Below are 23,068 nucleotides of genomic sequence, written 5' to 3' on the forward strand. Positions count from 1 at the left end.
TGCGGCTCCAACAACAACCCCCCCCCCCCCAACCCACACCGGCGCCAAACAAGACCACAACCAGGTCTTGAAGGCCGACGTCACGCGAGCCCCGGAATTAACCAACAGCGTCTCCCCCCGGGGGGGCGGGCCGCCGCACGTCCGTCTACCGCCGACGGGCGGCGACTCGGACCAGCGGCTCGCCGCTGCGCGGCGGGTGCCTCCGCTCACCCGCCCGTTGCCCGGCGCCTTCGGTGGATGTGTCCTGAACCGCCGCTCCACGGCGGATGCCTCCCACCCGGCCGCCGGTTGCCCGACGCCCTTCCGGCGGAGGCATCCTGTTCCGCCGCTGCGCGGCGGGTGTTTCCCACCCGCCCGTTGCCCGGCATCCATGAGCCGACAGCAACCGGTGGATTGTTCGGCTCCTGACCAGCGCGGGGCAAACGGGCGGGTGGGTGGGAGACATCCGCCGCGGAGCGGCGGGACAGGGGCCAACCCCGGTACGTAAAGGAGAGCGACGGGACACGGGCCAACCCCGGGTACGTGGAGGAGAGCGGCGGGACAGGGGCAACGCCGGTCACGTAGAGGGGAGCAGCCGCACAGGAAGCCGCCTGGCTAGGCTGGCGCCATGAGCACTCCCTCCCGCTTCGACCGCGGCCACACCGAAGACCTCATGTCCTTCCTGGCGGCCAGCCCCACGCCGTACCACGCCGTGGCGAGCGCCGCCGAGCGGCTGGAGAAGGCCGGCTTCCGGCAGGTGGAGGAGACTGACGCCTGGGACGGAACGACCGGCGGCAAGTACGTGCTGCGAGGCGGCGCGATCATCGCCTGGTACGTCCCGGAGAGCACCACCCCGCACACCCCCTTCCGCATCGTGGGCGCCCACACCGACTCCCCGAACCTCCGCGTGAAGCCGCAGCCCGACGCCGGCGCCCACGGCTGGCGCCAGGTCGCGGTGGAGGTCTACGGCGGCCCGCTGCTCAACTCCTGGCTCGACCGGGACCTCGGCCTCGCCGGACGCCTCTCGCTGCGCGACGGCACGACGCGGCTCGTGAACATCGACCGGCCGCTGCTGCGTGTGCCCCAACTGGCCATCCACATGGACCGTTCCATCCACGCCGACGGGCTCAAGCTCGACAAGCAGAAGCACATGCAGCCGATCTGGGGCCTGGGCGACGACGTCCACGAGGGCGACCTCATCGACTTCCTGGAGGAGGAGACCAGCCTCGGCGAGGGCGATGTCACCGGCTGGGACCTGATGACGTACTCCGTGGAGGCCCCCGCCTACCTCGGCCGTGACCGCGAGCTGGTCGCGGGCCCCCGCATGGACAACCTCCTGTCCGTGCACGCGGCGACGGCCGCCCTCGCCGCCGTAGCGGGCCGGGAAGACCTCTCGTACATCCCCGTGCTCGCCGCCTTCGACCACGAGGAGAACGGCTCGCAGTCCGACACCGGCGCCGACGGCCCGCTGCTCGGCAGCGTCCTTGAGCGGTCCGTGTTCGCGCGCGGCGGCTCGTACGAGGACCGGGCGCGCGCCTTCGCCGGCACCGTCTGCCTCTCCTCCGACACCGGCCACGCCGTGCACCCCAACTACGCCGAGCGGCACGACCCGACGCACCACCCCCGCGCCAACGGCGGCCCCATCCTCAAGGTGAACGTCAACAACCGCTACGCCACGGACGGCGCCGGACGCTCGGTGTTCGCCGCCGCGTGCGAGAGGGCGAGTGTGCCGTTCCAGTCGTTCGTCTCCAACAACGCGATGCCGTGCGGCACGACGATCGGCCCCATCACCGCGGCCCGGCACGGCATCAAGACGGTCGACATCGGCGTCGCCATCCTGTCGATGCACAGCGTGCGCGAGCTGTGCGGCGCGGACGACCCCCACATGCTGGCCAACGCGCTCGTGGCGTTCCTCGAAGGCTGAGGGGTCCCCTTCCCCGGGCCCCGGACGGTTTCCCGTGTGGTGGTGGCGGAGCCGGGTACACGGTGAAGTCGCAGCCACGACCACAGGGAGGCGGTCCATATGGGCCTGGGCGGATGCATCATTCTCATCGCCGTGGGCGCCATTCTCACGTTCGCGACCGACTGGAAGATGGAGGGCTTCAACGTCACCGTCGCCGGGCTCGTCATGATGGCGGTGGGCCTCATAGGTGTCGCCGCGTTCACCAGCATCGCGCGGCGCAGGCGTGCGGTGGTGCCACCGGTCGCGCCGACGACGGTCGTCGACCCCGACCAGGAGCGCAGGGGTTACTGATCCGATCCGCCGACACGGCACAGAATGTCCGGAAGGTGGAGGTTCGGGGTAGTCATGGCGCCATGAAGCTACTCGTACGCGACCGCTTGCTCGGCATCGGCGACGACTACTGGATCGAGGACGACCAGGGCCGCAAGGTCTTCCTCGTCGACGGCAAGGCGATGCGCCTGCGCGAGACCTTCGAGCTGAAGGACGCGGGGGGCAGGGTCCTCATCGACATCCGGGCCAAGATGCTCGCCCTGCGCGACACGATGGTGATCGAGCGGGAGGGACGCCCGCTCGCCACCGTCCGGCGCAAGCGCCTGTCCCTGCTGCGCAACCACTACCGCGTCACGCTGGTGGACGGCACCGAGCTGGACGTCAGCGGCAAGATCCTGGACCGCGAGTTCGCCATCGAGTACGACGGTGAACTCCTCGCGGACATCTCGCGCCGCTGGTTCAGCGTGCGCGAGACGTACGGCGTGCACGTGGTGCGCGAGGACGCGGACACGGCGCTGCTGCTCGCCGTCGCGGTCTGCGTCATCCGCCTCGCGGAGAAGGAACGCGAGGACAACTGACCCTCTTCCAGCCGACCCTCTTCCAGCCGACGCTCTTCCAGTCGACGCGCCCTCAGCCCCGCACCCTCAGCGCCGCGGCGTATCCATTCCCAGCAGCCGGTCCTTCAGCGCCGGGAACTGCTCCCGCGTCGCCGCCACCTTCGCGGGATCGAGGTCGACGGTGAGGACCTCCTCGCCGTCGCCCGCCTCCGCGAGCACCTCGCCCCACGGATCGACGACGACACTGTGCCCGGCCTGCGGCACGCCCGCGTGCGTACCGCCCGTCCCGCACGCGAGGACGTACACCTGGTCCTCGACCGCCCGCGCCCGCGCGAGCAGCAGCCAGTGCTCACGCCGCCGCTCGGGCCACCCGGCGGGCACCACGAACATCTCCGCGCCCGCGTCGACGAGCCCCCGGAACAGCTCGGGGAAGCGCAGGTCGTAGCAGGTGGCGAGGCCGAGGGTGGCGGCCGGCGTCCGTACCGTCACGAGCCGCGAGCCCGCGCCCATCAGCACGGCCTCGCCCTTGTCGAAGCCGAAACGGTGGATCTTCCGGTAGGTCGCGGCCAGTTCACCGTCGGGGGAGAAGACGAGGGACGTGTTGTAGAGGTTGTAGAGGGGCTCGTCCTGTGCGGCGGAGCCGTCGGCGGACGCGGCGCGCTCCGGGATGGACCCGGCGTGCAGCCAGACGCCCGCGTCACGCGCGGCCTTCGCCATCACGTCGTACGTTGGCCCTTCGAGCGGCTCGGCCTCGCTCGCGAAGGAGTCGTACGCGAACGCCCCCGTCGTCCACAGCTCGGGCAGCACCACAAGGTCGGGACGCTCCCGCGCCGCCACCTCACGCACCAGCGAAGAGACGCGCTCGCGGCGGGAATTGACCGGTTCGCCCTCGTCCACGGCGATCTGGATGAGAGAGGCGCGCACACTACCACCGTCCTGGCATTCGATCCGTCATCACCGTCAAGCACAGCCTACGATCGTCACACGAAAGCACTGCCGGGGTGCCTGCGGGCAGCGTACTGTGATTTTCCGGGGGACCCCCCCGGACCCCCACGACGCCACACAGACACCCACCGCCCGCGTACGACCGTCGAGGGGTCCCGTGAGTCTCCATCCCAGCCTGCAAAACTACGCCGATGCCTGGACGCACTCTGTTGAGGCGATATCCGAGCTGGTGACACCGCTCGCCGAGGGCGAGTGGAACTGGGCCACCCCGTGCCCCGGCTGGTCGGTGCGCGACATCGTCTCCCATGTCATCGGCCTCGACTGCGAGATGCTGGGCGACCCGCGGCCGATCCACTCGCTCCCCCGCGACCTGTACCACGTCCAGACCGAGGGCCAGCGGTACATGGAGATGCAGGTCGACGTGCGGCGCCACCACACCGCGCCGGAGATGACCTCCGAGCTGGAGTACACGATCATCCGCCGCTCCCGCCAGCTGCGGAACGAGTCGCGGGACCCCAGCACCAAGATCCGCGGCCCGCTCGGCTCCGAGCAGACCCTTGAACTCGCCATGCGACTGCGGGCGTTCGACGTATGGGTGCACGAACAGGACCTCCGTACGACGCTGAAGAAGCCCGGCAATCTAGACTCCCTCGGTGCGTACGTCGCCCGTGACCTCCTCCTCCAGGGGCTGCCGAAGGTCGTCGCCAAGGAGGCGGGGGCGCCCGCGAGTTCGGCGGTCGTCTTCGATGTGAGCGGCCCCGTGGAGTTCCTGCGCACAGTGCGCGTGGACGCCGAGGGCAAGGGCACGGTGGACAGCGCGCCGTCGCTCGGCCCGCTCGCCACCATCGGCCTCGACTGGGACACGTACTTCAGGCTCGCCTGCGGACGCGTGACGTACGCGTCCGTGGCCGACCGGGTCAAGACAGAGGGCGACCAGGGCCTCGCGGAGGCGATCCTGAGGAACTTCGCGGTGACGCCGTAGGCGCGGATGTTCACACAGGGACGTGCACGGCCTCGACGCGGGAGGCGACAAGCTGCTCCCGCTCACGGCGGACCGCCCGGGACCTGAGCCGCAGAATCTGGCAGAGCCCCACCGCTTCCAGGACGAACACCGCGGAGAACGCCACGCGATAGTCGTCCCCGGTGGCGTCCAGCAGCAGCCCGATCGCGAGCAGCGTCGTCATGGAGGCGACGAAGCCGCCCATGTTGGTGATGCCGGAGGCCGTGCCCTGGCGCTCCGGCGGGTTGGCGGGCCGCGCGAAGTCGAAGCCGATCATGGAGGCGGGCCCACAGGAGCCGAGCACGGTGCACAGGACGATCAGCAGCCACATCGGGGCGTGGTCCCCGGGGAAGGTGAGCGTGGCCACCCAGGCCGTGGCCGTCGCCCCTATGGTGCCGAGCGCCAGCGGGAGGCGCGCGGCGTGGTGCCGGGCGACGATCTGGCCGTAGACCAGACCGATGACCATGTTGGAGAGCACGACGAGCGTGAGCAGCTCCCCGGCGGTCGCCCGCGAGAGGCCCTGCGCCTCGACGAGGAACGGCAGGCCCCACAGCAGCAGGAACACCATCGCGGGGAACTGCGTGGTGAAGTGCACCCACATGCCGAGCCGGGTGCCGGGCTCCCGCCAGGACAGGCCGATCTGCTTGCGCACGAAGGGCGCCCCGGTGTGCCCGACCGGCTCCGGCTCATGGCCCTCGGGGTGGTCCTTCAGGAACAGCGTCATCAGGACGAGGACGAGGACACCGCACAGCGCGCTGCCCGCGAAGGCGGCGGTCCAGCCGACGGAGTGCAGCAGCCGGGCAAGGACGAGCGTGGAGACGAGATTGCCCGCCATGCCGACGAGCCCCGCGAGCTGCGCGACCAGCGGGCCGCGCCGGGCAGGGAACCAGCGGGTGCCGAGCCGCAGCACGCTGATGAAGGTCAGCGCGTCACCGCAGCCGAGCAGGGCGCGCGAGGCGAGCGCCATCGCGTACGAGGGTGAGAACGCGAAGCCGAGCTGTCCCACCGTGAACAGCACGACCCCGATGGTCAGCACCTTCTTGGTGCCGAGCCGGTCGACCATCAGGCCGACAGGTATCTGCATCCCCGCGTACACGAGCAGCTGGAGGATGGAGAAGGTCGACAGGGCGGAGGCGTTCACGTGGAACCGGTCGGCGGCGTCGAGCCCGGCGACGCCGAGGGAGGTCCGGAAGATGACGGCGACGAAGTAGACGGCGACGCCGACGGACCAGACGACCACGGCCTTCTTGCCGCCGGGCGGATCACCGGGAAGCGAGACGGGCGAGGAGAGAGAACTCACCGAAACCTCCCGTTCCTACGGCATGGGCTCAATGCGGCGAGACGGGTGGGTGGGTGGGAAACATGCCGCGAAGCGGCGAAAAACCCAAAACCCGCGGACGGAGACCCGCGAAAGCGCAACCTCACCGAACCTCACCCCGAGCCAAATCCTGGAACCACCCGACATGCCGGGTGACAACAGAGACCGCCGCCCCCGCGTCGCCGCAACGCACCGCCGCAAGCAGCTCCTCATGCTCCGAGAGCGTCTTCGCGATCCGATCGGGATGCGAGTGCATCACCGCGACCCCCATCCGCAACTGCCGGTCCCGAAGCTGGTCGTAGAGCCGCGAGAGAATCTCGTTCCCGCCGCTGCGCACGATCTCGGCGTGAAAGCACCGGTCGGTGACCGCGGCCCCCGCGAGATCCCCCGCGGCGGCCTGCTCCCGCTGCCGGGAGAGCAGCGCCTCAAGCCGCTCCACGAGCCCCGCCGGCGCCGGCACGGCCTTGCGCACCGCGTGCGTCTCGACGAGCAGCCGCGTCTCGACGACGTCCGCGATCTCCTGCGCGGAGACGGGCAGCACGAGGGCCCCCTTCTTCGGGTAGAGCCGCAGCAGCCCTTCGACCTCCAGCTTCAGCAGCGCCTCGCGCACCGGCGTCCGGGAGACCCCCACGGCCTCGGCCAGCTCGCCCTCGGTGAGGAGCGTGCCGCCCTCGTAGCGGCGTTCCAGGACGGCCCGCTTCACGTGTGCGTAGACGCGCTCCGCGGCGGGCGGCTGCTTGATGGAGGTGACTGGCATGCGCACAGCATAGATACAACACGCATACGAGGGAATCTCCGTCCATATGGCAGTCGAACGAGACCGCACGGGTATTTCCCGGGCCGCCCCGCACATCCATTACCCCTTCTCGCTCGTCTTACGGAAGAGCGGCCCCTCCATGCGGCCGTAATCCAGGGGCATTTGGAGCAGAGATCTTGAATACCGGCATTAAGGACGTACGTCGCGTATCAGCTGTTACCGTCACCGCGAGCGCGATACTGGCCGGTGGCGTCCTCACCACCCCGGCCCACGCGGCCGCACCGCCGAAGCCGTCCATCGTCGCCAAGGGCGGCTATGTGATGAACAACGCCACGGGTAAGAGCCTCTACACCAAGTCCGCCGACACCCGCCGGTCCACCGGCTCCACGACGAAGATCATGACGGCGCGCGTCGTCCTCGGCCAGCGGAACCTCAACCTGGATTCCAAGGTCACGGTCCAGAAGGCGTACAGCGACTACATCGTCGCCAACAACTACGCCTCGTCGGCCCGTCTGATCGTCGGCGACAAGGTCACCGTCCGCCAGCTGCTGTACGGGCTGATGCTGCCGTCCGGCTGCGACGCCGCGTACGCGCTCGCGGACAAGTTCGGCAAGGGCTCGACCCGCAAGGCCCGCGTGAAGAACTTCATCGGCCAGATGAACTCCACGGCCAAGACGCTCGGCCTGACGAACACCAACTTCGACTCGTTCGACGGCATCGGACACGGCAAGAACTACTCGACGCCGCGTGATCTGACGAAACTGGCCGGCAACGCGATGAAGTACTCCACGTTCCGTACGGTCGTGAAGACGAAGTCGACGAAGCAGAAGGTCACCACGAAGTCCGGCGGCTACCGCTACATGCCGTGGTCGAACACGAACACCCTCCTCGGTTCCTACCGCGGCGCCATCGGCGTGAAGACGGGCTCCGGCCCCGAGGCGAAGTTCTGCCTCGTCTTCGCGGCGACCCGCAACGGCAAGACGGTCATCGGCACGGTCCTGACCTCTTCCTCCTCGGCCAACCGCACCTCGGACGCCAAGAAGCTGATGGACTACGGCTTCAAGGTCGCCTGACCCCCGGCAGCAGTACGGAGGAGGGGCCCGCCGCGATCTCCGCGGCGGGCCCCTCCTCCGTATACCCGTATACCCGAAACGGGTATACGGGTATACCGGTGAACGGGCACTACGCCCAGGTCAGCAGCCTCTTCGGCCGCTCCAGAATGGCCGCCACATCGGCGAGTACCTTGGAACCCAGCTCCCCGTCCACCAGGCGGTGGTCGAAGGAGAGCGCGAGCGTGGTCACCTGGCGCGGCTTGACCTTGCCCTTGTGGACCCACGGCTGGAGCTTGATCGAGCCGATCGCGAGGATCGCGGACTCACCGGGGTTCAGGATCGGCGTGCCCGTGTCGACGCCGAAGACGCCGACGTTCGTGATCGTGACCGTGCCGCCCTGCATGGCGCCGGGCGAGGTCTTGCCCGACCGCGCCGTGGTCACCAACTCGCCGAGTGCCTCGGCGAGTTCGGGCAGGGTCTTGGCGTGCGCGTCCTTGATGTTCGGCACGATCAGACCGCGCGGGGTGGCCGCGGCGATGCCGAGGTTCACATAGTGCTTCTGGACGATCTCCTGGTTGGCCTCGTCCCAGGCGGCGTTGACGTCGGGATTCCGCTTGATCGCCACCAGCAGGGCCTTGGAGACGAACAGCAGCGGATTGACCCGCAGCCCCTCGAAAGCCTTGTCCTGCTTCAGCTCCTCGACCAGCTTCATCGTCCGCGTCACGTCGACGGTCACGAACTCCGTGACGTGCGGCGCGCTGAACGCCGAGCCGACCATCGCCTGCGCGGTGGCCTTGCGGACGCCCTTCACGGGGATGCGGGTCTCCCGGGCGTCGGCACCGGCCACGGGGGCGGGCGCCGAGGCGGGGGCGGCCTGCGGCGCGGGGGCCTCGGTCACCGCCGGCCGGTCCTGCGGCTGCGCGGCCGGGGCCGGGGCCACCGCCGCGTGCACGTCCTCGCGGGTGATGATGCCGTCGGGCCCGGACGGCGTGACCGTCGCGAGGTCCACTCCGAGATCCTTGGCGAGCTTGCGCACCGGCGGCTTGGCCAGCGGCCGGGCACCGTGGCCGTTCACGTCATGCCGCGCCACCGGCTGCGGCTCCGGCTGCGGCTCGGGCACGTCCTGCGCCCCGCCCTTCCGCGCGCGCCGCTTCGTCGAGGACTCGGCGACCCCGTACCCCACGAGCACGGGCTGCCGCCCCGCCGGTGCGGCGGGCTCAGCCTCGGGCTCGGACGCGGCGACCGGCTCGGGCGCCGCCTTTGGCTCGGGCGCCGCCACGGCACCCGCACCGCCGCCCGACACGTCCACCGAGATGATCACCTGGCCGACGTCGACCGTCGTACCCTCGGGGAAGCGCAGCTCGCGTACGACACCGTTGAACGGAATGGGGAGTTCGACCGCGGCCTTGGCCGTCTCGACCTCGCACACGACCTGCCCGTCGGTGACGGTGTCACCCGGGGTCACATACCACTTGAGAATTTCGGCCTCGGTGAGTCCCTCGCCCACGTCGGGCATCTTGAACTCGGCAAGAGCGGTGTCTGTCATCGTCGTCACGACCCTCTCCCTCAGTACGCCAGCGAGCGGTCGACGGTGTCGAGCACCCGGTCGAGGCCCGGCAGGTACTCCTCTTCGAGGCGCGCCGGCGGATACGGGGCGTGATAGCCGCCGACCCTCAGCACCGGAGCCTCCAAGTGGTAGAAGCACCGCTCGGTGATGCGGGCCGCGATCTCCGCGCCCGTGCCCAGGAAGACCGGGGCCTCGTGCACGACGACGAGCCGCCGGGTCTTCTCGACCGACGCCTGCACGGTGTCGAAGTCGAGCGGCGACATGGAGCGCAGGTCCAGGACCTCCAGGGACTTGCCCTCCTCCTCGGCGGCCGCGGCCGCCTCCAGGCAGACCTTCACCATCGGGCCGTACGCCACGAGCGTGAGGTCGCTGCCCTCGCGGGCGACGGTGGCCTTGTGCAGGGGCCCGGGGATGGCCTCCTTGTCGACCTCGCCCTTGTCCCAGTAACGCCGCTTCGGCTCGAAGAAGATCACCGGGTCGTCGCTCTGGATGGCCTGCTGCATCATCCAGTAGGCGTCCGCCGAATTGGACGGGGAGACCACCTTCAAGCCCGCCACGTGCGCGAAGAGCGCCTCGGGCGACTCGCTGTGGTGCTCGACCGCGCCGATCCCGCCGCCGTACGGAATGCGGATGACGACCGGCATCTTGATCTTGCCGAGCGCGCGGGCGTGCATCTTCGCGAGCTGCGTGACGATCTGGTCGTACGCGGGGAAGACGAAGCCGTCGAACTGGATCTCCACCACCGGGCGGTAGCCGCGCAGCGCGAGGCCGATGGCCGTGCCGACGATGCCGGACTCGGCGAGCGGGGTGTCGATGACCCGCTCCTCACCGAAGTCCTTCTGCAGCCCGTCGGTGACGCGGAAGACACCGCCGAGCTTGCCGACGTCCTCGCCCATGACGAGGACCTTGGGGTCGTTCTCCAGCGCCGTGCGCAGCGATTCGTTGATCGCCTTGGCGATGGGAAGTTTCTGTACGGCCATGGTTACTTGCCCTCCCCACCCGCGGGGGCGTCCGCGAACGACGCCTGGTAGGCGGCGAACTGGGCGCGCTCCTCGTCCACGAGCGCGTGCCCGTCGGCATACGCGTTCTCGAAGATCGCCATCAGATCCGGATCCGGCATCGCCCGCACCACCTCTCGCACTCGCTTGCCCAACGCTTCGCTCTCGTCGTCGAGTTCCGCGAAGAATCCCTCGTCCGCGTGACCTTCGGACTCCAGGTAGGCCCGCAGCCGCAGAATCGGGTCCTTGGCCTCCCAGGCCACCCGCTCGTCGTCGTTGCGGTACTTGCTCGGGTCGTCGGAGGTCGTGTGCGCGCCCATGCGGTACGTGAACGCCTCGATCAGCGCGGGACCCTCACCCGTACGGGCCCGCTCCAGGGCCCATTTGGTGACGGCGAGCACGGCGAGCACGTCGTTGCCGTCGACCCGCACACCGGGGAAGCCGTAGCCCTGCGCGCGCTGGTAGAGCGGTACGCGGGTCTGCTTCTCGGTCGGCTCGGAGATCGCCCACTGGTTGTTCTGGCAGAAGAACACGACCGGGGCGTTGTAGACCGCGGAGAAGGTGAACGACTCGGCCACGTCACCCTGGCTGGAGGCGCCGTCCCCGAAGTACGCGATCACGGCCGAGTCGGCGCCGTCCTTGGCCACGCCCATGGCGTAGCCGGTGGCGTGCAGCGTCTGCGAGCCGATGACGATCGTGTACAGGTGGAAGTTGTTGCTGTTCGGGTCCCAGCCGCCGTTGTTCACGCCGCGGAACATGCCGAGCAGGTTCGTCGGGTCGACCCCGCGGCACCAGGCGACGCCGTGCTCGCGGTACGTGGGGAACACGTAGTCGTCGTCGCGCGTGGCCCGGCCGGAGCCGATCTGGGCGGCCTCCTGGCCGAGCAGCGAGGCCCACAGGCCCAGCTCGCCCTGGCGCTGCAGGGAGGTGGCCTCGGCGTCGAAGCGGCGGGTGAGGACCATGTCGCGGTACAGGCCGCGCAGCTCCTCGCCGGTGATGTCGGCGACGTACGCGTCGTAGACGGCGTTCTTCGCGCTCTTGACCCGCTTGCCCTCGGGCGTCAGCAGTTGTACGAGCTCGGGCTCCGTGCTTCTCTGCGGCGCGGCCTTCTTGGCGCTCGCGCGCTTGCCGCTGCCGGTACTGCTGCGGCGCGGTGTGCGCGCGGCGGTGCTCTCCACGGTCACGTGTGCTCCTCCGTCGGTCCGGCTCCCGGGGGTTACCGGGTAGCCAGTACGGCTCGCCTGGTCCGTGCCCGCGCACGGGGGTGGGTGCGGCTGGCCGGGAACAGGCGTGACAGGTGCCCCGGCGAGCGCCCTGCACAAAGCACGTTACCCAGTGCTCCCCAATTCTGTGAAACCCCATCTGACCTGCGAATTTGCTTGGATTTCCAAGTAAACGGCGACGTGCTGAGTACTTGGATTTCCGAGTAAATCGAGAAAAGGGGGAACACTTCCTGGTCACAGCACTGATCACAGCCTTGCAGGGGGCCGGAACACCGGCACGTTATCCCGGCCACCCCGGGCACGGGAAGAGCCGCACGAGAAGGGTTCCGCCCGGGCACCGAAAGAGCGTGTGTGTGAGACTGACCCCGTGCGCGATGACGGAAAAATTACGGTATTTCTCCTCGACGATCACGAAGTGGTCCGGCGTGGAGTCCATGAGCTGCTCTCCGTGGAGTCCGACATCGAGGTGGTCGGCGAGGCCGGCACCGCGGCGGACGCCCTGGTCAGGATCCCCGCGACCCGGCCCGACGTGGCCGTGCTCGATGTGCGCCTGCCGGACGGCAGCGGCGTCGAGGTGTGCCGCGAGATCCGTTCGCAGAACGAGGACATCAAGTGCCTGATGCTCACCTCGTTCGCCGACGACGAGGCCCTCTTCGACGCGATCATGGCCGGTGCCTCGGGCTATGTCCTCAAGGCCATCCGCGGCAACGAGCTGCTCACCGCCGTGCGCGACGTGGCCGCCGGCAAGTCCCTGCTCGACCCCGTCGCCACGGCCCGGGTCCTGGAGCGGCTGCGCGACGGCAACAACACCAAGGGCGACGACCGCCTCGCGGGCCTCACCGACCAGGAGCGGAAGATCCTCGACCTGATCGGCGAGGGCCTCACCAACCGCGTCATCGGCGAGCGGCTGCACCTCGCCGAGAAGACCATCAAGAATTACGTCTCCAGCCTGCTCTCCAAGCTGGGCATGGAGCGCCGCTCGCAGGCCGCCGCGTACGTGGCGCGCATGCAGGCGGAGAAGCAGCGCTGACGAAACCCGCCACCGACGGGACTTACGTCCCGTTTGGATGGGGGCGGGGTCCTCTTTTCCGACATCCCCTCCCTGAACGAGGGTGGGGTCATGTCGTCCATCGACCCCGTCGATCCCACCGCCTCCGCCGCTGCCTCCGCCGATGAACAGCTCGCCTTCGAACTGCTCCGCCGTACCGACTACGGGCGGGTGGCGACCAGCATGCGCGCGCTGCCCTTCCTCGCGGTGGCCCGCCACATCGTCGTCGACGGGCAGCTCCTGCTGCGCATGCACAAGGGTTACGGCTACCACCAGGCGTGCGCCGGCAGCGTCGTCGCGTACGGCGCGGACAACCTCGACGCGTCGTCCGGCCGCGACGGCCAGTGGACCGTGCAGTGCGTCGGCCTCTGCGAGGCGGCCGAGCCGACCGACGCGGAGCTGGCACTCTTCGGCCCTACGCCGCACTTCGCGGGTGGGGAGCTCTTCGACGGGGTGTATCTGCGGATAGAGCCGCAACTGTGGGCCGTCGAGCCGCAACGCCTGGCGTAGACATGGACGTAGACGTAGACGAGGCGTAGCACAGCGGCACCCCGCACCGCCGGGCCACGCACCCGTCCCTGTCCCTGTCCCTACGTCACCACGGTCGCCGGATCATTCACCGTCGCCGGCACCACTGCCCGGGTCCTCGCCGCCGTCGGTCGGGTCCGTCGTGACCGGCGGGTCCGTCGGCGGGTCCGTCACCGGGTCGTCCGTCGGGTCCGGCGTCGTCGGATCCGGCGTGGGCTGGGTCGGATTCGTCGTCGGCTGCGTCGGACGCTGCGTCGGCTGCGTCGGCCCGGTCGGCTGGTTCGTCTGCGGGGGATAGTCGGTCTGGCCCCCCGTGTCCCCGCCCGGCTCCGTCGCCTTGTCCGTCTCGTCCTCGTCCGGACTCTTGCTGGGCTTCTCCTTCTGCGACTGCTTCGTCGAAGGAGTCGTCGGAGTCTTGTCCTTGTCCTTCGTGTCGTTGCTCGCGTTCAGCGCGAACGCGACGCCCACCGCGATCGCGATGACCGCGAGCACAGCGAAGATCCACATCTTGCCGCGGCCGCCCTTGCCGCCGCGCTGCCCGCCCTCGAAACCGCCGTCGTCGCCCGGCGGCCGCAGCATCGGGCCCGGGATCTGCGCGGTCCCGGAGTCCGGGTGCCCCATCGCGGTCGTCCCCGCGACGCCCATCGCCGGGGTGTTGCCGCCCTCGTGCATCTCGACGGGTCCGGTGTTCCAGGTGCCCGTGTGGCTGCCCTGCTCGTGCAGCATCTGCAGCCCGTACTGGACGAGGCCACGCATCTCCTCGGCGGTCTGGAACCGGTCGTCCGGGTCCTTGGCCAGGGAGCGCATGACGAGTCCGTCCAGCTCCGGCGGCGCCGCGTCCGAGACCTGGGAGGGCGGCAAGGCCGTGTCCTGGACGTGCTGATAGACCACGGAGAGCGGCGTCTCGCCGGTGAACGGCGGCCGCAGCGCGAGCAGTTCGTAGAGCAGACAGCCGGTCGCGTACAGGTCGGAGCGGTGGTCGACGGCCTTGCCGAGCGCCTGCTCGGGCGACAGGTACTGGGGCGTGCCCATGACCATGCCGGTCTGCGTCATCGTCGACTGCGCGCCATGCAGGGCGCGCGCGATGCCGAAGTCCATCACCTTCACCGCGCCGGTGTTGGTGATGATCACGTTCGCGGGCTTGATGTCGCGGTGGACGATGCCGTGCTGGTGCGAGTACGCGAGCGCTTCGAGCACCCCGGAGACGATGATGAGCGCCTGCTCGGCCCCCGGCGCCTCCGCGCTGATCAGCAGATCGCGGATCGTGCGGCCCTCGACGATCTCCATGACGATGTACGGGACGACGCTCGGCCCGACGACGTCTTCACCGGAGTCGTACACCGCGACCACAGCGTGGTGGTTGAGGCCGGCGACGGACTGGGCCTCGCGCGTGAAGCGGGCCTTGGAGACGGGATCCTCGGCGAGGTCGGAGCGGAGCAGCTTGACCGCGACGGTGCGGCCGAGACGTACGTCCTCGGCCGCGAACACCTCGGCCATACCGCCCCGGCCGAGTCTGTGGGTCAGCCGATACCGGCCGTCTCCGACGAGCCCGCCATTGCCCCACAACTCAGGCGCGTCAGACATTCCGCCGCCAGTCGCCTCGGGGTCGGACGGGCCCTGAGCGCGCTGCGTCTGTGCCATCAGTCCTCGCCGTCGTTTCTGGTCGTGGTACTTGGTGCTGAGTACGTCGCTGTACGGGTACTCCGACGGGCCACGCTACAGCCTTCACACCACCTGCCGGTTCGAGGTGGACCGGACATAAAAGCGTTCCCGGGTCCTCACGCGCAAACTTGTAACGCTTCCGAGACGCTTCTTGCGCGTACGGTCACGGAACGGGCACCGAGCTTGACGCGTCCTCGTCCTGGGGCAGACTTGGCCAGGAATAGCGGGTAATCGATCACCAGCCGCGGAGCCGTCCGGCCACCGCGCCGATGGGGGACGCACGAGATGAGCAGCCAGGACGGCGCACAGGGGCGGTACGCGGGGCGTTCGCTGGCCGGCGGCCGCTACCAACTGCGCGATCTGCTCGGCGAAGGCGGCATGGCCTCGGTCCACCTCGCGTACGACGCCGTTCTCGATCGCCAAGTCGCGATCAAGACGCTCCACACCGAGCTGGGCCGCGAGCAGTCCTTCCGCGAGCGCTTCCGCCGCGAGGCCCAGTCGGTGGCGAAGCTCACGCACACGAACATCGTGTCGGTCTTCGACACCGGCGAGGACGACCTCGACGGCACGACGATGCCGTACATCGTCATGGAGTACGTCGAGGGCAAGCCGCTCGGCTCCGTGCTCGACGCGTCCGTCGCGCAGTTCGGCGCGATGCCGACGGACCAGGCCCTGAAGATCACGGCGGATGTCCTCGCGGCGCTGGAGATCAGCCACGAGATGGGCCTGGTGCACCGCGACATCAAGCCCGGCAACGTCATGATGACCAAGCGCAACGTCGTCAAGGTCATGGACTTCGGCATCGCCCGCGCCATGCAGTCCGGCGTCACGTCGATGACGCAGACCGGCATGGTCGTCGGCACCCCGCAGTACCTCTCGCCGGAGCAGGCCCTCGGGCGCGGTGTGGACGCGCGCTCCGACCTCTACTCGGTCGGCATCATGCTCTTCCAGCTGGTCACGGGACGGCTGCCGTTCGAGGCGGACTCGCCGCTGGCCATCGCGTATGCCCACGTCCAGGAGGAGCCGGTCGCTCCGTCCTCGATCAACCGTTCGCTGCCGCCCGCGGTCGACGCGATCGTCGCCCGCGCGCTCAAAAAGAACCCGAACGAGCGTTTCCCGACCGCCGAGTCCATGCGGGACGAGTGCCTGCGCGTGGCCCAGTCCTTCCAGGCGGCGGCCCCCAGCATCGTCCCCGGCGCCCCGACGGCGAGCGGCGCGGGCGTCGGCTCCGCGGTCTTCCCGCCGGTCGACTCCTCGCTCCCGCAGCAGTCGGGCAGCGTCCAGACGCCGTACCAGCCGGGTCCTTACGGCCCGTCGACCCCGGCCCCGACGCCCGCGCCCACTCCGGGCTACGGCTACCCGCCGCAGCAGCAGGGCTACCAGACCCCGGCGCCCACCAACGCGTACGCGCCGCAGCAGGGGGCGCACACCCCGCCGCCGTACAACCTCTCCCCGCAGCCGGCCACGACGACGTCCTCCGGTTCGGGCAACTCCGGCAAGCGGAACATGCCGGTGATCGTCGGCTCGATCGTCGTCGCCCTCCTCGCCATCGGCGGCCTGATCACCGCCCTCTCGCTCAACAGCGACGACAAGGGCGGCAAGGAAGCGTCGGACGACAAGTCGAAGCAGCCGGTGGCGGGGTACAAGGGGCCCAACCGCAACATGGTGATCGAGAAAGAGAAGTGCACGGAGCCGGAGACCGGCTACAACGACGAGAAGAAGATCAAGGTCCCGGACTTCACCTTCCGCGACTGGAAGTCCGTCCTGACCTGCCTGCAGGCCGCCGGATGGCAGTACGACAAGCGCGAAGTCGACGAGAACGCCTACGGCAAGGACACCGTCATGCGGCAGACCCCGAAGGAAGGCACGGAGGTCGACCCGAAGAACGTGGACATCCAGTTCGACATCTCGACGGGCAATCCGGCTTGAGTACGGCTTGAGTACCGCTTGAGTACTGCCTGAGTACGACGAGGGGCCCGGTACGCGGGGTGCGTACCGGGCCCCTCGTCGTAGGCCGTCCAAGTCGTAGGTCGTCCTAGTCGTAGGTCGTCCTAGAGGTAGGGACCCCCCGTTCGGCCCGCGAGGCCGCCCTCGTCGTCGTCATCGCCGCCGCCCACACCGGGCGGCAGCGCCCGCCGCATCTGCTCCAGCTGGGCCCGCGCCGCCATCTGCTGCGCGAACAGCGTGGTCTGGATCCCGTGGAAGAGGCCTTCGAGCCAGCCGACCAGCTGGGCCTGCGCGATGCGCAGTTCGGCGTCGCTGGGCGTCGCCTCCTCCGTGAAGGGCAGGGAGAGCCGCTCCAGCTCCTCGACTAGCTCGGGGGCGAGTCCGTCCTCCAGCTCCTTGACCGAGCTGGCGTGGATCTCCTTGAGGCGGACCCGGCTCGCCTCGTCGAGAGGAGCCGCCCGCACCTCCTCGAGCAGCTGCTTGATCATGCTGCCGATGCGCATGACCTTGGCCGGCTGTTCGACCATCTCCGTCACCGGGACCTCGCGGGATTCGTCGTCTCCGCCACCACCGAGAGCCATTCCGTCCTGGCCCACGACCAGGACCTGGGGACTCTCCTGTGACCGTTCGTTCCTCGGCATCTCCATGCCGCCATTCTCTCGCACCCCTACATCACACATCGGTAGTGCCCCCGTACGGAGCTGATCCACCCTCAGCCGCGCCGCAACCGCAGAGCGAGGAAGCCGAGGCCGAGCCCGATGAGGACCAGCCCGCCGCCGAGCGGCAGGACGCGCAGCCCCGGCAGCACGGCCTCGGCGGGCGCCGGTTCTCCGGCGTCGGACACGGGGTCGCGGTGCGTCACGGGGGCCGGTTCGGGCTGCGGCGGCGGTACGTACGGCGGCGGCGTGAAGGGGGGCGGCGGCGGATCGGGCAGCGGCGGATCCGGCCGCCCCGGCCGTGCGCGGCCCTCACCCGGGCGGCTCCCGGCGCGGGGCGTCTCGTCGACGGTGGAGACGGGGCCTCGGGGCGCGGATTCGGCCGCGTACGACATGAGGTCATCCGGTACGAGCGCCGCGAGGGACGTGAGCAGCGTCGCCACGAGGACCATGCGAAGAGTCGTCCATGGAACAGGCACCGCGCCGGCTCCCTCCCGCTGTCGGGTCGCCCAGGACCAAGAGGATCATCACGCCAGTGACAGCGTCACATAGCACAACAATTCCGGCACCTTGATCGCACCCGAAGGGACGCGCGAAGGGGGCGGCCCGAAGGGGCACGGGGAACTGCGCGACCAGCCACGTCGAGCCCGCAGGGACGAGACCACGCGCCAGTCTCCCTGCCCCGCACGGCACGGCACCGCACCGCACGCCGGCAACGCGCTACCGCGTAAGCAGCACCTTCCCGATGTGCCCGCTCTCCTCAAGAACCCGATGCGCCGCCGCCGCGTCCCTCATCGGCACCGTGCGGTCGACGATCGGCCGGACATGCCCCCCACCGATCAGCGGCCAGACGTGCTCCCGCACCGCCGCGACGATCGACGCCTTCTCGGCGGCGGGGCGGCCGCGCAGCGAGGTGGCGGTGACGGCGGCACGCTTGTTGAGGAGCGTGGCGATGTTCAGCTCGCCCTTGACGCCGCCCTGCATGCCGATGATCGCTAGCCGGCCGTTGACCGCGAGGGACCGCACGTTCCGGTCCAGGTACTTCGCGCCCATGTTGTCGAGGATGACGTCCGCGCCGGCCCCGTCCGTGGCCCGCTGGATCTCCTCGACGAAGTCCTGCTCGCGGTAGTTGATGAGGACGTCGGCCCCCAGCTCCCCGCAGAACGCCAGCTTCTCCTTGCTGCCCGCCGTGACGGCGACCTTCGCCCCGACCGCCTTGGCCAGCTGGATCGCCATGGTGCCGATGCCGCTCGAACCGCCGTGCGCGAGCAGCGTCTCGCCGGGGCGCAGGTGGGAAATCATGAAGACGTTGGACCAGACGGTGGAGGTCACCTCGGGCAGCGCGGCCGCCGTCACGAGGTCGACGCCCTCGGGCACGGGGAACAGCTGTCCGGCCGGGACGACGACCTGCTCGGCGTAACCGCCGCCCGAGAGCAGGGCGCACACCTCGTCGCCGACGGCCCAGCCGGAGACGCCGGGGCCGAGCGCGGTGATGCGGCCCGCGCACTCCAGGCCCGGGTACGGGGACGCGCCGGGCGGCGGGTTGTAGGCGCCCTGCCGCTGCAGCAGATCGGCGCGGTTCACGGCGCTGGCCACCACCTCGACCAGCACCTCGCCCTCACCGGGCACGGGATCGGGCACCTCGGCCCATACGAGCGCTTCAGGGCCACCGGGTTCGGGGATCGTGATCGCATGCATGCGGCCGAGGCTACTCCGGCCCCGTCAGGGGCGCGGGGAACTGCGCGACAAGCCACGACGCACCGCTACCGCGACAGAGAACCCCAAGCCCTGCCCCACGCCGCACCCTGGCCCAGGGGTACAACCCCAGCCCCGGCACAGCGCCAGCGCCCCCGCAGCGAGGGCCCGCCCTCAGTCCGCCGGCAACGGCTTCGTATCGGGCGCGACCGCCGACCCCGGCGTCACCCGCACAATCGTGATCAGCCGGTCCATCAACTGCAGCTTCCCGACGGCCGGATCGTCGTACCCGAGCACCCGATGCCCTCGTACGACACTCACGACCAGGTCATCCGTCTCCCGGACGCCCTTCCCCACCTCGGCCTTTATGACCGGCCTCTCGACGAGATCGAGCCCGGTGCCCTGCTGGATCAGGTCCTCCATGACCATGCCCGCGCTGGGGCTCAGCACGGAGAGCCCGAGCAGCCGGCCCGCCGCGCTGGCGCTGGTGATCACCGCGTCGGCGCCGGACTGCCGGAGCAGCGGCGCGTTCTCCTCCTCGCGGACCGCGGCCACGATCTTCGCCCCGCGGTTCAGCTGCCGCGCGGTGAGGGCGACAAGGACCGCCGTGTCGTCGCGCTGTGTCGCGATGATGATCTGGCGGGCCCGCTGCACCTCCGCGCGGAGCAGCACATCGCTGCGCGTGGCGTCGCCGACGACACCCGCGTACCCCTCCGCCGTGGCCGCGTCGATGACCTTCGCGCTGGGGTCGACCACCACGATCTGCTCCGGTTTCAGACCGGTCGCGCAGACGGTCTGGATCGCCGAGCGGCCTTTGGTGCCAAAGCCGACGACGACGGTGTGTTCACGCAAGTTGGACCTCCAGCGGGACAGACGCCATTCCTCGCGCGTCCGTTCCGTGAGCACTTCGAGGGTCGTGCCGACCAGAATGATCAGAAAGAGCACGCGCAACGGCGTGATCATGAGGATGTTGGTGAGCCGGGCACTGTCGCTGTACGGGACGATGTCGCCGTACCCGGTGGTGGAGAGCGTGACGGTGGCGTAGTACGCGGCATCGAGGAAGTCGACGCGCTCGTCCGAGTTGTCGTGGTAGCCGCCGCGGTCGATCCAGACTATGAACGTCGTCAGGGCGAGCACCAGCAAGGCCATCAGCAGACGCCGGGTGACCTGGCGCAATGGCCGCTCCACCACCCGCTGGGGCAGCTTGATCCGATGGGTGGCGTGGTGCTCTTCGGGGTTGCGGGCGATCGCGTCGTGGCCGGGAAGTTTCACGTGAAACACACCCCGCCACCGTCGGTCAGGGCCCAGGGGAGATCGAGGATCTCCAGCTCCTGGCCCTCGCGGGCACCGCCGGGCGGCACGACCGCGAGCGCGTCGGCCGCGGCGATGCCGCGCAGCATCGCCGGGCCGTTGAAGTGCAGCGGCACGGCCTGCTCGGCACGCAGGGCGACAGGCACGAGGCGGGTGTCGTACGGGTGTCCCTGCACGTCGTCGCGTACGGGCGCGGTGTACGCCGAGCCGGTCGAAGCCGCCGGATTCGCCGAAGCCGCGTAAGCCGCCGAAGCCGCGTAAGCCGCCGAAGCCTCTGAGGAGCCGCCGCCGGGGTCGGCCGCGCGTCCGGTGAGCGTGCGCAGCAGCGGCTCGGCAAGCGTCAGCAGTCCGGAGACGGCGGCGAGCGGATTGCCCGGGAGACCGACGAGGTGCTGCCCCGGGCGGATGCGGGCCAGCAGCATCGGGTGTCCGGGGCGTACGGCGACACCGTCCAGGAGCAGTTCGGCGCCGATGCGGCGCAGCGTGGGGTGGATGTGGTCGACGGGGCCCGACGCCGTACCGCCCGTCGTGACGATCAGGTCGGCGGTGGACGTCGTGAGCGCCTGGTGGAGCGCCTTCGCGTCGTCGCCGAGCCACCGGACCCCGGTGACCTCGGCGCCGAGCGCGCGCAGCCAGGGCGGCAGCATCGGGCCGAGCGCGTCCCGGATGAGGCCCTCGCGGGGCAGACCCTCGGTGAGCAACTCGTCACCGAGTACGAGGACTTCGGCGCGGGGCCTGCGGACGGTACGGAGCGTGTCGTACCCGGCGGCCGCGGCGAGCCCGAGTACGGCGGGCGTCACCAGGGAGCCGGCCGGCAGGAGATGGTCACCGGAACGGCACTCCTGGCCGCGCGGGCGGATGTCCTGCCCCGGCACCACCTCACGCAGGGCGTGCAGCCTGCCCTTGTCGTCGATACGGCCGTGCTCGCTGCGCAGAACCGCGGTGCCGTCCCGCGGGATGCGGGCGCCCGTCGCGATGCGGACCGCCTCTCCGTCGCCGAGCGTCTCCGGACCGTCGTGTCCGGCGAGGATGCCGTCGGCCCGCACGTCCCAGGGGCCCGGGCCCGCGACGACCCAGCCGTCCATCGCGGAGGTGTCGAAGGACGGCAGATCGGTGAGGGCGGCGAGCGGAACGGCCAGAACCATCCCGAGGGCCCCCTCCAACGGAACCGCCACGGGCTCACCCCCGGCCCTCGGCACGACCCGCGCGGCAAGGGCACGGGCCGCGGGCCAGGGGGTGACGCCGACCGGGGCTGTCGGCGCGGCCGGGGACGCCGAGCGGGGCACGACTCCGTGACCATCCCGGCACTCGTTCACCAGAGCAAGAGCTTCATCAAGCTCGGCATCCGGCGCGGGGTTCCCACTCATCCGGCGTCCGGGGTGGGGTGGGGCTGGGGACGCGGGGTGGCCGAGGGCTCCGGATCGGAGGTGGTGGGGGGCTGCGCGCCAGGAGCCACCTGGGTCTCCGTGCCGGAGTCCGCATGAAGCCCGGCGCCGGAGGCGGCGCCGGAGGCGGTGTCGGAGGCGGTGTCGGAGGCGGTGTCGGAGGCGGTGTCGGAGGTGGCGCCGGAGGCGGTGTCGGAGGTCGACGTCGGCTTCGCGTCCTGTTCGTCCTCGTCCGCCCAACGGGCCGCCAGCGCCGCGGCCTTGCGCGCCACCTCGGCCACCGCTTCGGCGCCGCCCGTCGTCCCGTCCCGCCCGGCGGCCTGCGCCGCCGCATAGCCGACGAGGAAGGTGGTCAGCGGTGCCGCCGGCCTTGCCACGCCGTGCGCGGCGTCGCGGGCGAGGTCGAGGAGGGTGCCGGTATCGACGTCGAGTTCGATGCCCAGCTCGTCCTTGACTGCGGAAATCCATTCATCCAACACGTGCCCATGCTCCCTGATGCGCGCCCGCGCGGCGGTGATGTCGTCCCAGGTGTCGCAGTCGAAGGCGGCGACGGGGTCGGCGACCCGGGTCAGGTCGAGCCGCGCGGTCAGCAGCCGCAGCGGCAGCCCACCGAGCCCACCACCCTGGCCCGCGCCCGGACCCGCACCCGCACCCGTGCCCGCACCCGCACCCGTGCCTGCACCCGTACCCGTGCTCGCGGCCGCGCCCGCGAGCCCCGCGATCTCCCGCCGGAGCGACGCACTCCGATAGGCCGCGACGAGCGGCTGCTCACGGCCGCCGGGGTCGGTGAGGACCGCTCCGTCGGCGCCGCTCTTCCGCAGGGCGCCGAGCAGACGGCGTACGGTCTCCTCGGACAGGAACGGCAGGTCCGCGGAGAGCACCACCACCCGCTCCGCCGTCGTGCGCCGCAGGCCCGCGTCGAGCGCGGCCAGCGGCCCGCCGCCCGGCGGCTCCTCGCGCGCCCACACCACGGGCCGTACGGTCGGCCTCGGCGCGGCCACGACGACGGTGGTCCCGGCGCCGGCGCACGCCGCCAGGACCCGGTCGATCAGCGTCCGGCCACCCACGCGCAGGCCGGGTTTGTCGGCACCGCCGAGCCGCGCTGCGCCGCCACCGGCGAGCACCACGGCGTCGTACAGGGCACCTTCGTTCGCGGTCACCCCCCGAGTATGGGCGTACAGAGGATCATTGCCACCCCATTAAGGAC

21 protein-coding genes are annotated in these 23,068 nt (G+C 70.4%); 8 read left to right on the forward strand and 13 right to left on the reverse strand.

Translation table 11 applies throughout. The features are described 5' to 3' along the window. Positions 1–607 precede the first annotated feature (607 nt). From ACWDZ7_RS20665 to ACWDZ7_RS20675, 3 genes are all read left to right on the forward strand, one after another. Positions 608–1,903, forward strand: a complete 1,296-nt coding sequence (locus ACWDZ7_RS20665; protein WP_451798727.1) for a M18 family aminopeptidase — start codon at positions 608–610, stop codon at positions 1,901–1,903. A 99-nt stretch (positions 1,904–2,002) separates the two neighbouring features. Next, complete coding sequence (locus tag ACWDZ7_RS20670) at positions 2,003–2,233, forward strand: hypothetical protein (protein WP_451517157.1); 231 nt, start codon at positions 2,003–2,005, stop codon at positions 2,231–2,233. Positions 2,234–2,295: 62 nt separating this feature from the next. Continuing rightward, positions 2,296–2,790 carry an LURP-one-related/scramblase family protein gene (locus tag ACWDZ7_RS20675; protein WP_451798728.1) on the forward strand — a complete coding sequence of 165 codons (495 nt, stop codon included), beginning with the start codon at positions 2,296–2,298 and terminating at the stop codon, positions 2,788–2,790. Positions 2,791–2,856: 66 nt separating this feature from the next. On the opposite strand, the gene ACWDZ7_RS20680 is transcribed toward ACWDZ7_RS20675, so the two are convergent. Then, positions 2,857–3,693 carry a carbon-nitrogen family hydrolase gene (locus ACWDZ7_RS20680; protein ID WP_451798730.1) on the reverse strand — a complete coding sequence of 279 codons (837 nt, stop codon included), beginning with the start codon at positions 3,691–3,693 and terminating at the stop codon, positions 2,857–2,859. Between the two features lie 178 nt (positions 3,694–3,871). On the opposite strand from ACWDZ7_RS20680, the gene ACWDZ7_RS20685 reads away from it, so the two are divergent. After that, positions 3,872–4,696 (forward strand): maleylpyruvate isomerase family mycothiol-dependent enzyme, encoded by an 825-nt coding sequence (locus ACWDZ7_RS20685; protein ID WP_451798731.1) that lies wholly within the window; start codon positions 3,872–3,874, stop codon positions 4,694–4,696. A gap of 10 nt (positions 4,697–4,706) precedes the next feature. On the opposite strand, the gene ACWDZ7_RS20690 is transcribed toward ACWDZ7_RS20685, so the two are convergent. Continuing rightward, entirely contained in the window at positions 4,707–6,014 is a 1,308-nt protein-coding gene (locus ACWDZ7_RS20690) for an MFS transporter (protein WP_451798732.1), read from the reverse strand. Between the two features lie 121 nt (positions 6,015–6,135). Continuing rightward, complete coding sequence (locus tag ACWDZ7_RS20695; protein ID WP_451798734.1) at positions 6,136–6,789, reverse strand: GntR family transcriptional regulator; 654 nt, start codon at positions 6,787–6,789, stop codon at positions 6,136–6,138. A 176-nt stretch (positions 6,790–6,965) separates the two neighbouring features. Here ACWDZ7_RS20695 and ACWDZ7_RS20700 point away from each other — a divergent pair, with 176 nt between their 5' ends. Further along, positions 6,966–7,862 carry a D-alanyl-D-alanine carboxypeptidase family protein gene (locus tag ACWDZ7_RS20700; protein WP_451798736.1) on the forward strand — a complete coding sequence of 299 codons (897 nt, stop codon included), beginning with the start codon at positions 6,966–6,968 and terminating at the stop codon, positions 7,860–7,862. A gap of 109 nt (positions 7,863–7,971) precedes the next feature. Here the strand turns inward: ACWDZ7_RS20700 and ACWDZ7_RS20705 are convergent, their stop codons facing one another. From ACWDZ7_RS20705 to pdhA, 3 genes are read right to left on the reverse strand one after another with little or no spacing between them, the layout of a single operon-like run. Further along, the gene (locus ACWDZ7_RS20705; RefSeq protein WP_451798737.1) at positions 7,972–9,396 is read right to left on the reverse strand and encodes a dihydrolipoamide acetyltransferase family protein; all 1,425 of its coding nucleotides are present in this window, start codon (positions 9,394–9,396) and stop codon (positions 7,972–7,974) included. An 11-nt stretch (positions 9,397–9,407) separates the two neighbouring features. After that, positions 9,408–10,388, reverse strand: coding sequence for an alpha-ketoacid dehydrogenase subunit beta (locus tag ACWDZ7_RS20710; protein ID WP_451798739.1), 981 nt, complete (start codon positions 10,386–10,388; stop codon positions 9,408–9,410). A 2-nt stretch (positions 10,389–10,390) separates the two neighbouring features. Further along, positions 10,391–11,590, reverse strand: a complete 1,200-nt coding sequence (gene pdhA / locus ACWDZ7_RS20715) for a pyruvate dehydrogenase (acetyl-transferring) E1 component subunit alpha (protein WP_451798741.1) — start codon at positions 11,588–11,590, stop codon at positions 10,391–10,393. A 406-nt stretch (positions 11,591–11,996) separates the two neighbouring features. Here pdhA and ACWDZ7_RS20720 point away from each other — a divergent pair, with 406 nt between their 5' ends. Both ACWDZ7_RS20720 and ACWDZ7_RS20725 read left to right on the forward strand, forming a co-directional pair. Next, positions 11,997–12,659, forward strand: a complete 663-nt coding sequence (locus tag ACWDZ7_RS20720; RefSeq protein WP_451798742.1) for a response regulator — start codon at positions 11,997–11,999, stop codon at positions 12,657–12,659. Between the two features lie 90 nt (positions 12,660–12,749). Then, positions 12,750–13,187 (forward strand): pyridoxamine 5'-phosphate oxidase family protein, encoded by a 438-nt coding sequence (locus ACWDZ7_RS20725; protein ID WP_451798744.1) that lies wholly within the window; start codon positions 12,750–12,752, stop codon positions 13,185–13,187. 102 nt (positions 13,188–13,289) lie between these two features. Here ACWDZ7_RS20725 and ACWDZ7_RS20730 read toward each other — a convergent pair whose 3' ends face one another. Then, on the reverse strand, positions 13,290–14,846 hold the full coding sequence (locus ACWDZ7_RS20730; RefSeq protein WP_451798746.1) for a protein kinase domain-containing protein: 1,557 nt from the start codon (positions 14,844–14,846) through the stop codon (positions 13,290–13,292). Between the two features lie 306 nt (positions 14,847–15,152). Here ACWDZ7_RS20730 and ACWDZ7_RS20735 point away from each other — a divergent pair, with 306 nt between their 5' ends. Further along, positions 15,153–16,796 (forward strand): protein kinase domain-containing protein, encoded by a 1,644-nt coding sequence (locus ACWDZ7_RS20735; protein ID WP_451798748.1) that lies wholly within the window; start codon positions 15,153–15,155, stop codon positions 16,794–16,796. 122 nt (positions 16,797–16,918) lie between these two features. Here the strand turns inward: ACWDZ7_RS20735 and ACWDZ7_RS20740 are convergent, their stop codons facing one another. From ACWDZ7_RS20740 to ACWDZ7_RS20765, 6 genes are all read right to left on the reverse strand, one after another. Further along, complete coding sequence (locus ACWDZ7_RS20740; RefSeq protein ID WP_451517171.1) at positions 16,919–17,461, reverse strand: bacterial proteasome activator family protein; 543 nt, start codon at positions 17,459–17,461, stop codon at positions 16,919–16,921. A gap of 65 nt (positions 17,462–17,526) precedes the next feature. Next, positions 17,527–17,949: a hypothetical protein gene (locus ACWDZ7_RS20745; RefSeq protein WP_451798749.1), complete on the reverse strand. Its 423-nt coding sequence runs from the start codon at positions 17,947–17,949 to the stop codon at positions 17,527–17,529. A 241-nt stretch (positions 17,950–18,190) separates the two neighbouring features. Continuing rightward, entirely contained in the window at positions 18,191–19,168 is a 978-nt protein-coding gene (locus ACWDZ7_RS20750) for an NAD(P)H-quinone oxidoreductase (protein ID WP_451798750.1), read from the reverse strand. 171 nt (positions 19,169–19,339) lie between these two features. Then, complete coding sequence (locus ACWDZ7_RS20755; RefSeq protein ID WP_451798751.1) at positions 19,340–20,446, reverse strand: potassium channel family protein; 1,107 nt, start codon at positions 20,444–20,446, stop codon at positions 19,340–19,342. Beyond that, positions 20,434–21,843 (reverse strand): molybdopterin molybdotransferase MoeA, encoded by a 1,410-nt coding sequence (locus tag ACWDZ7_RS20760; protein WP_451798752.1) that lies wholly within the window; start codon positions 21,841–21,843, stop codon positions 20,434–20,436. The genes ACWDZ7_RS20755 and ACWDZ7_RS20760 overlap by 13 nt, the downstream gene beginning before the upstream one ends. Further along, on the reverse strand, positions 21,840–23,021 hold the full coding sequence (locus ACWDZ7_RS20765) for an NTP transferase domain-containing protein (RefSeq protein WP_451798753.1): 1,182 nt from the start codon (positions 23,019–23,021) through the stop codon (positions 21,840–21,842). The genes ACWDZ7_RS20760 and ACWDZ7_RS20765 overlap by 4 nt, the downstream gene beginning before the upstream one ends. Positions 23,022–23,068 lie beyond the last annotated feature (47 nt).

The organism is Streptomyces sp. NPDC003032 (genome assembly GCF_053591415.1).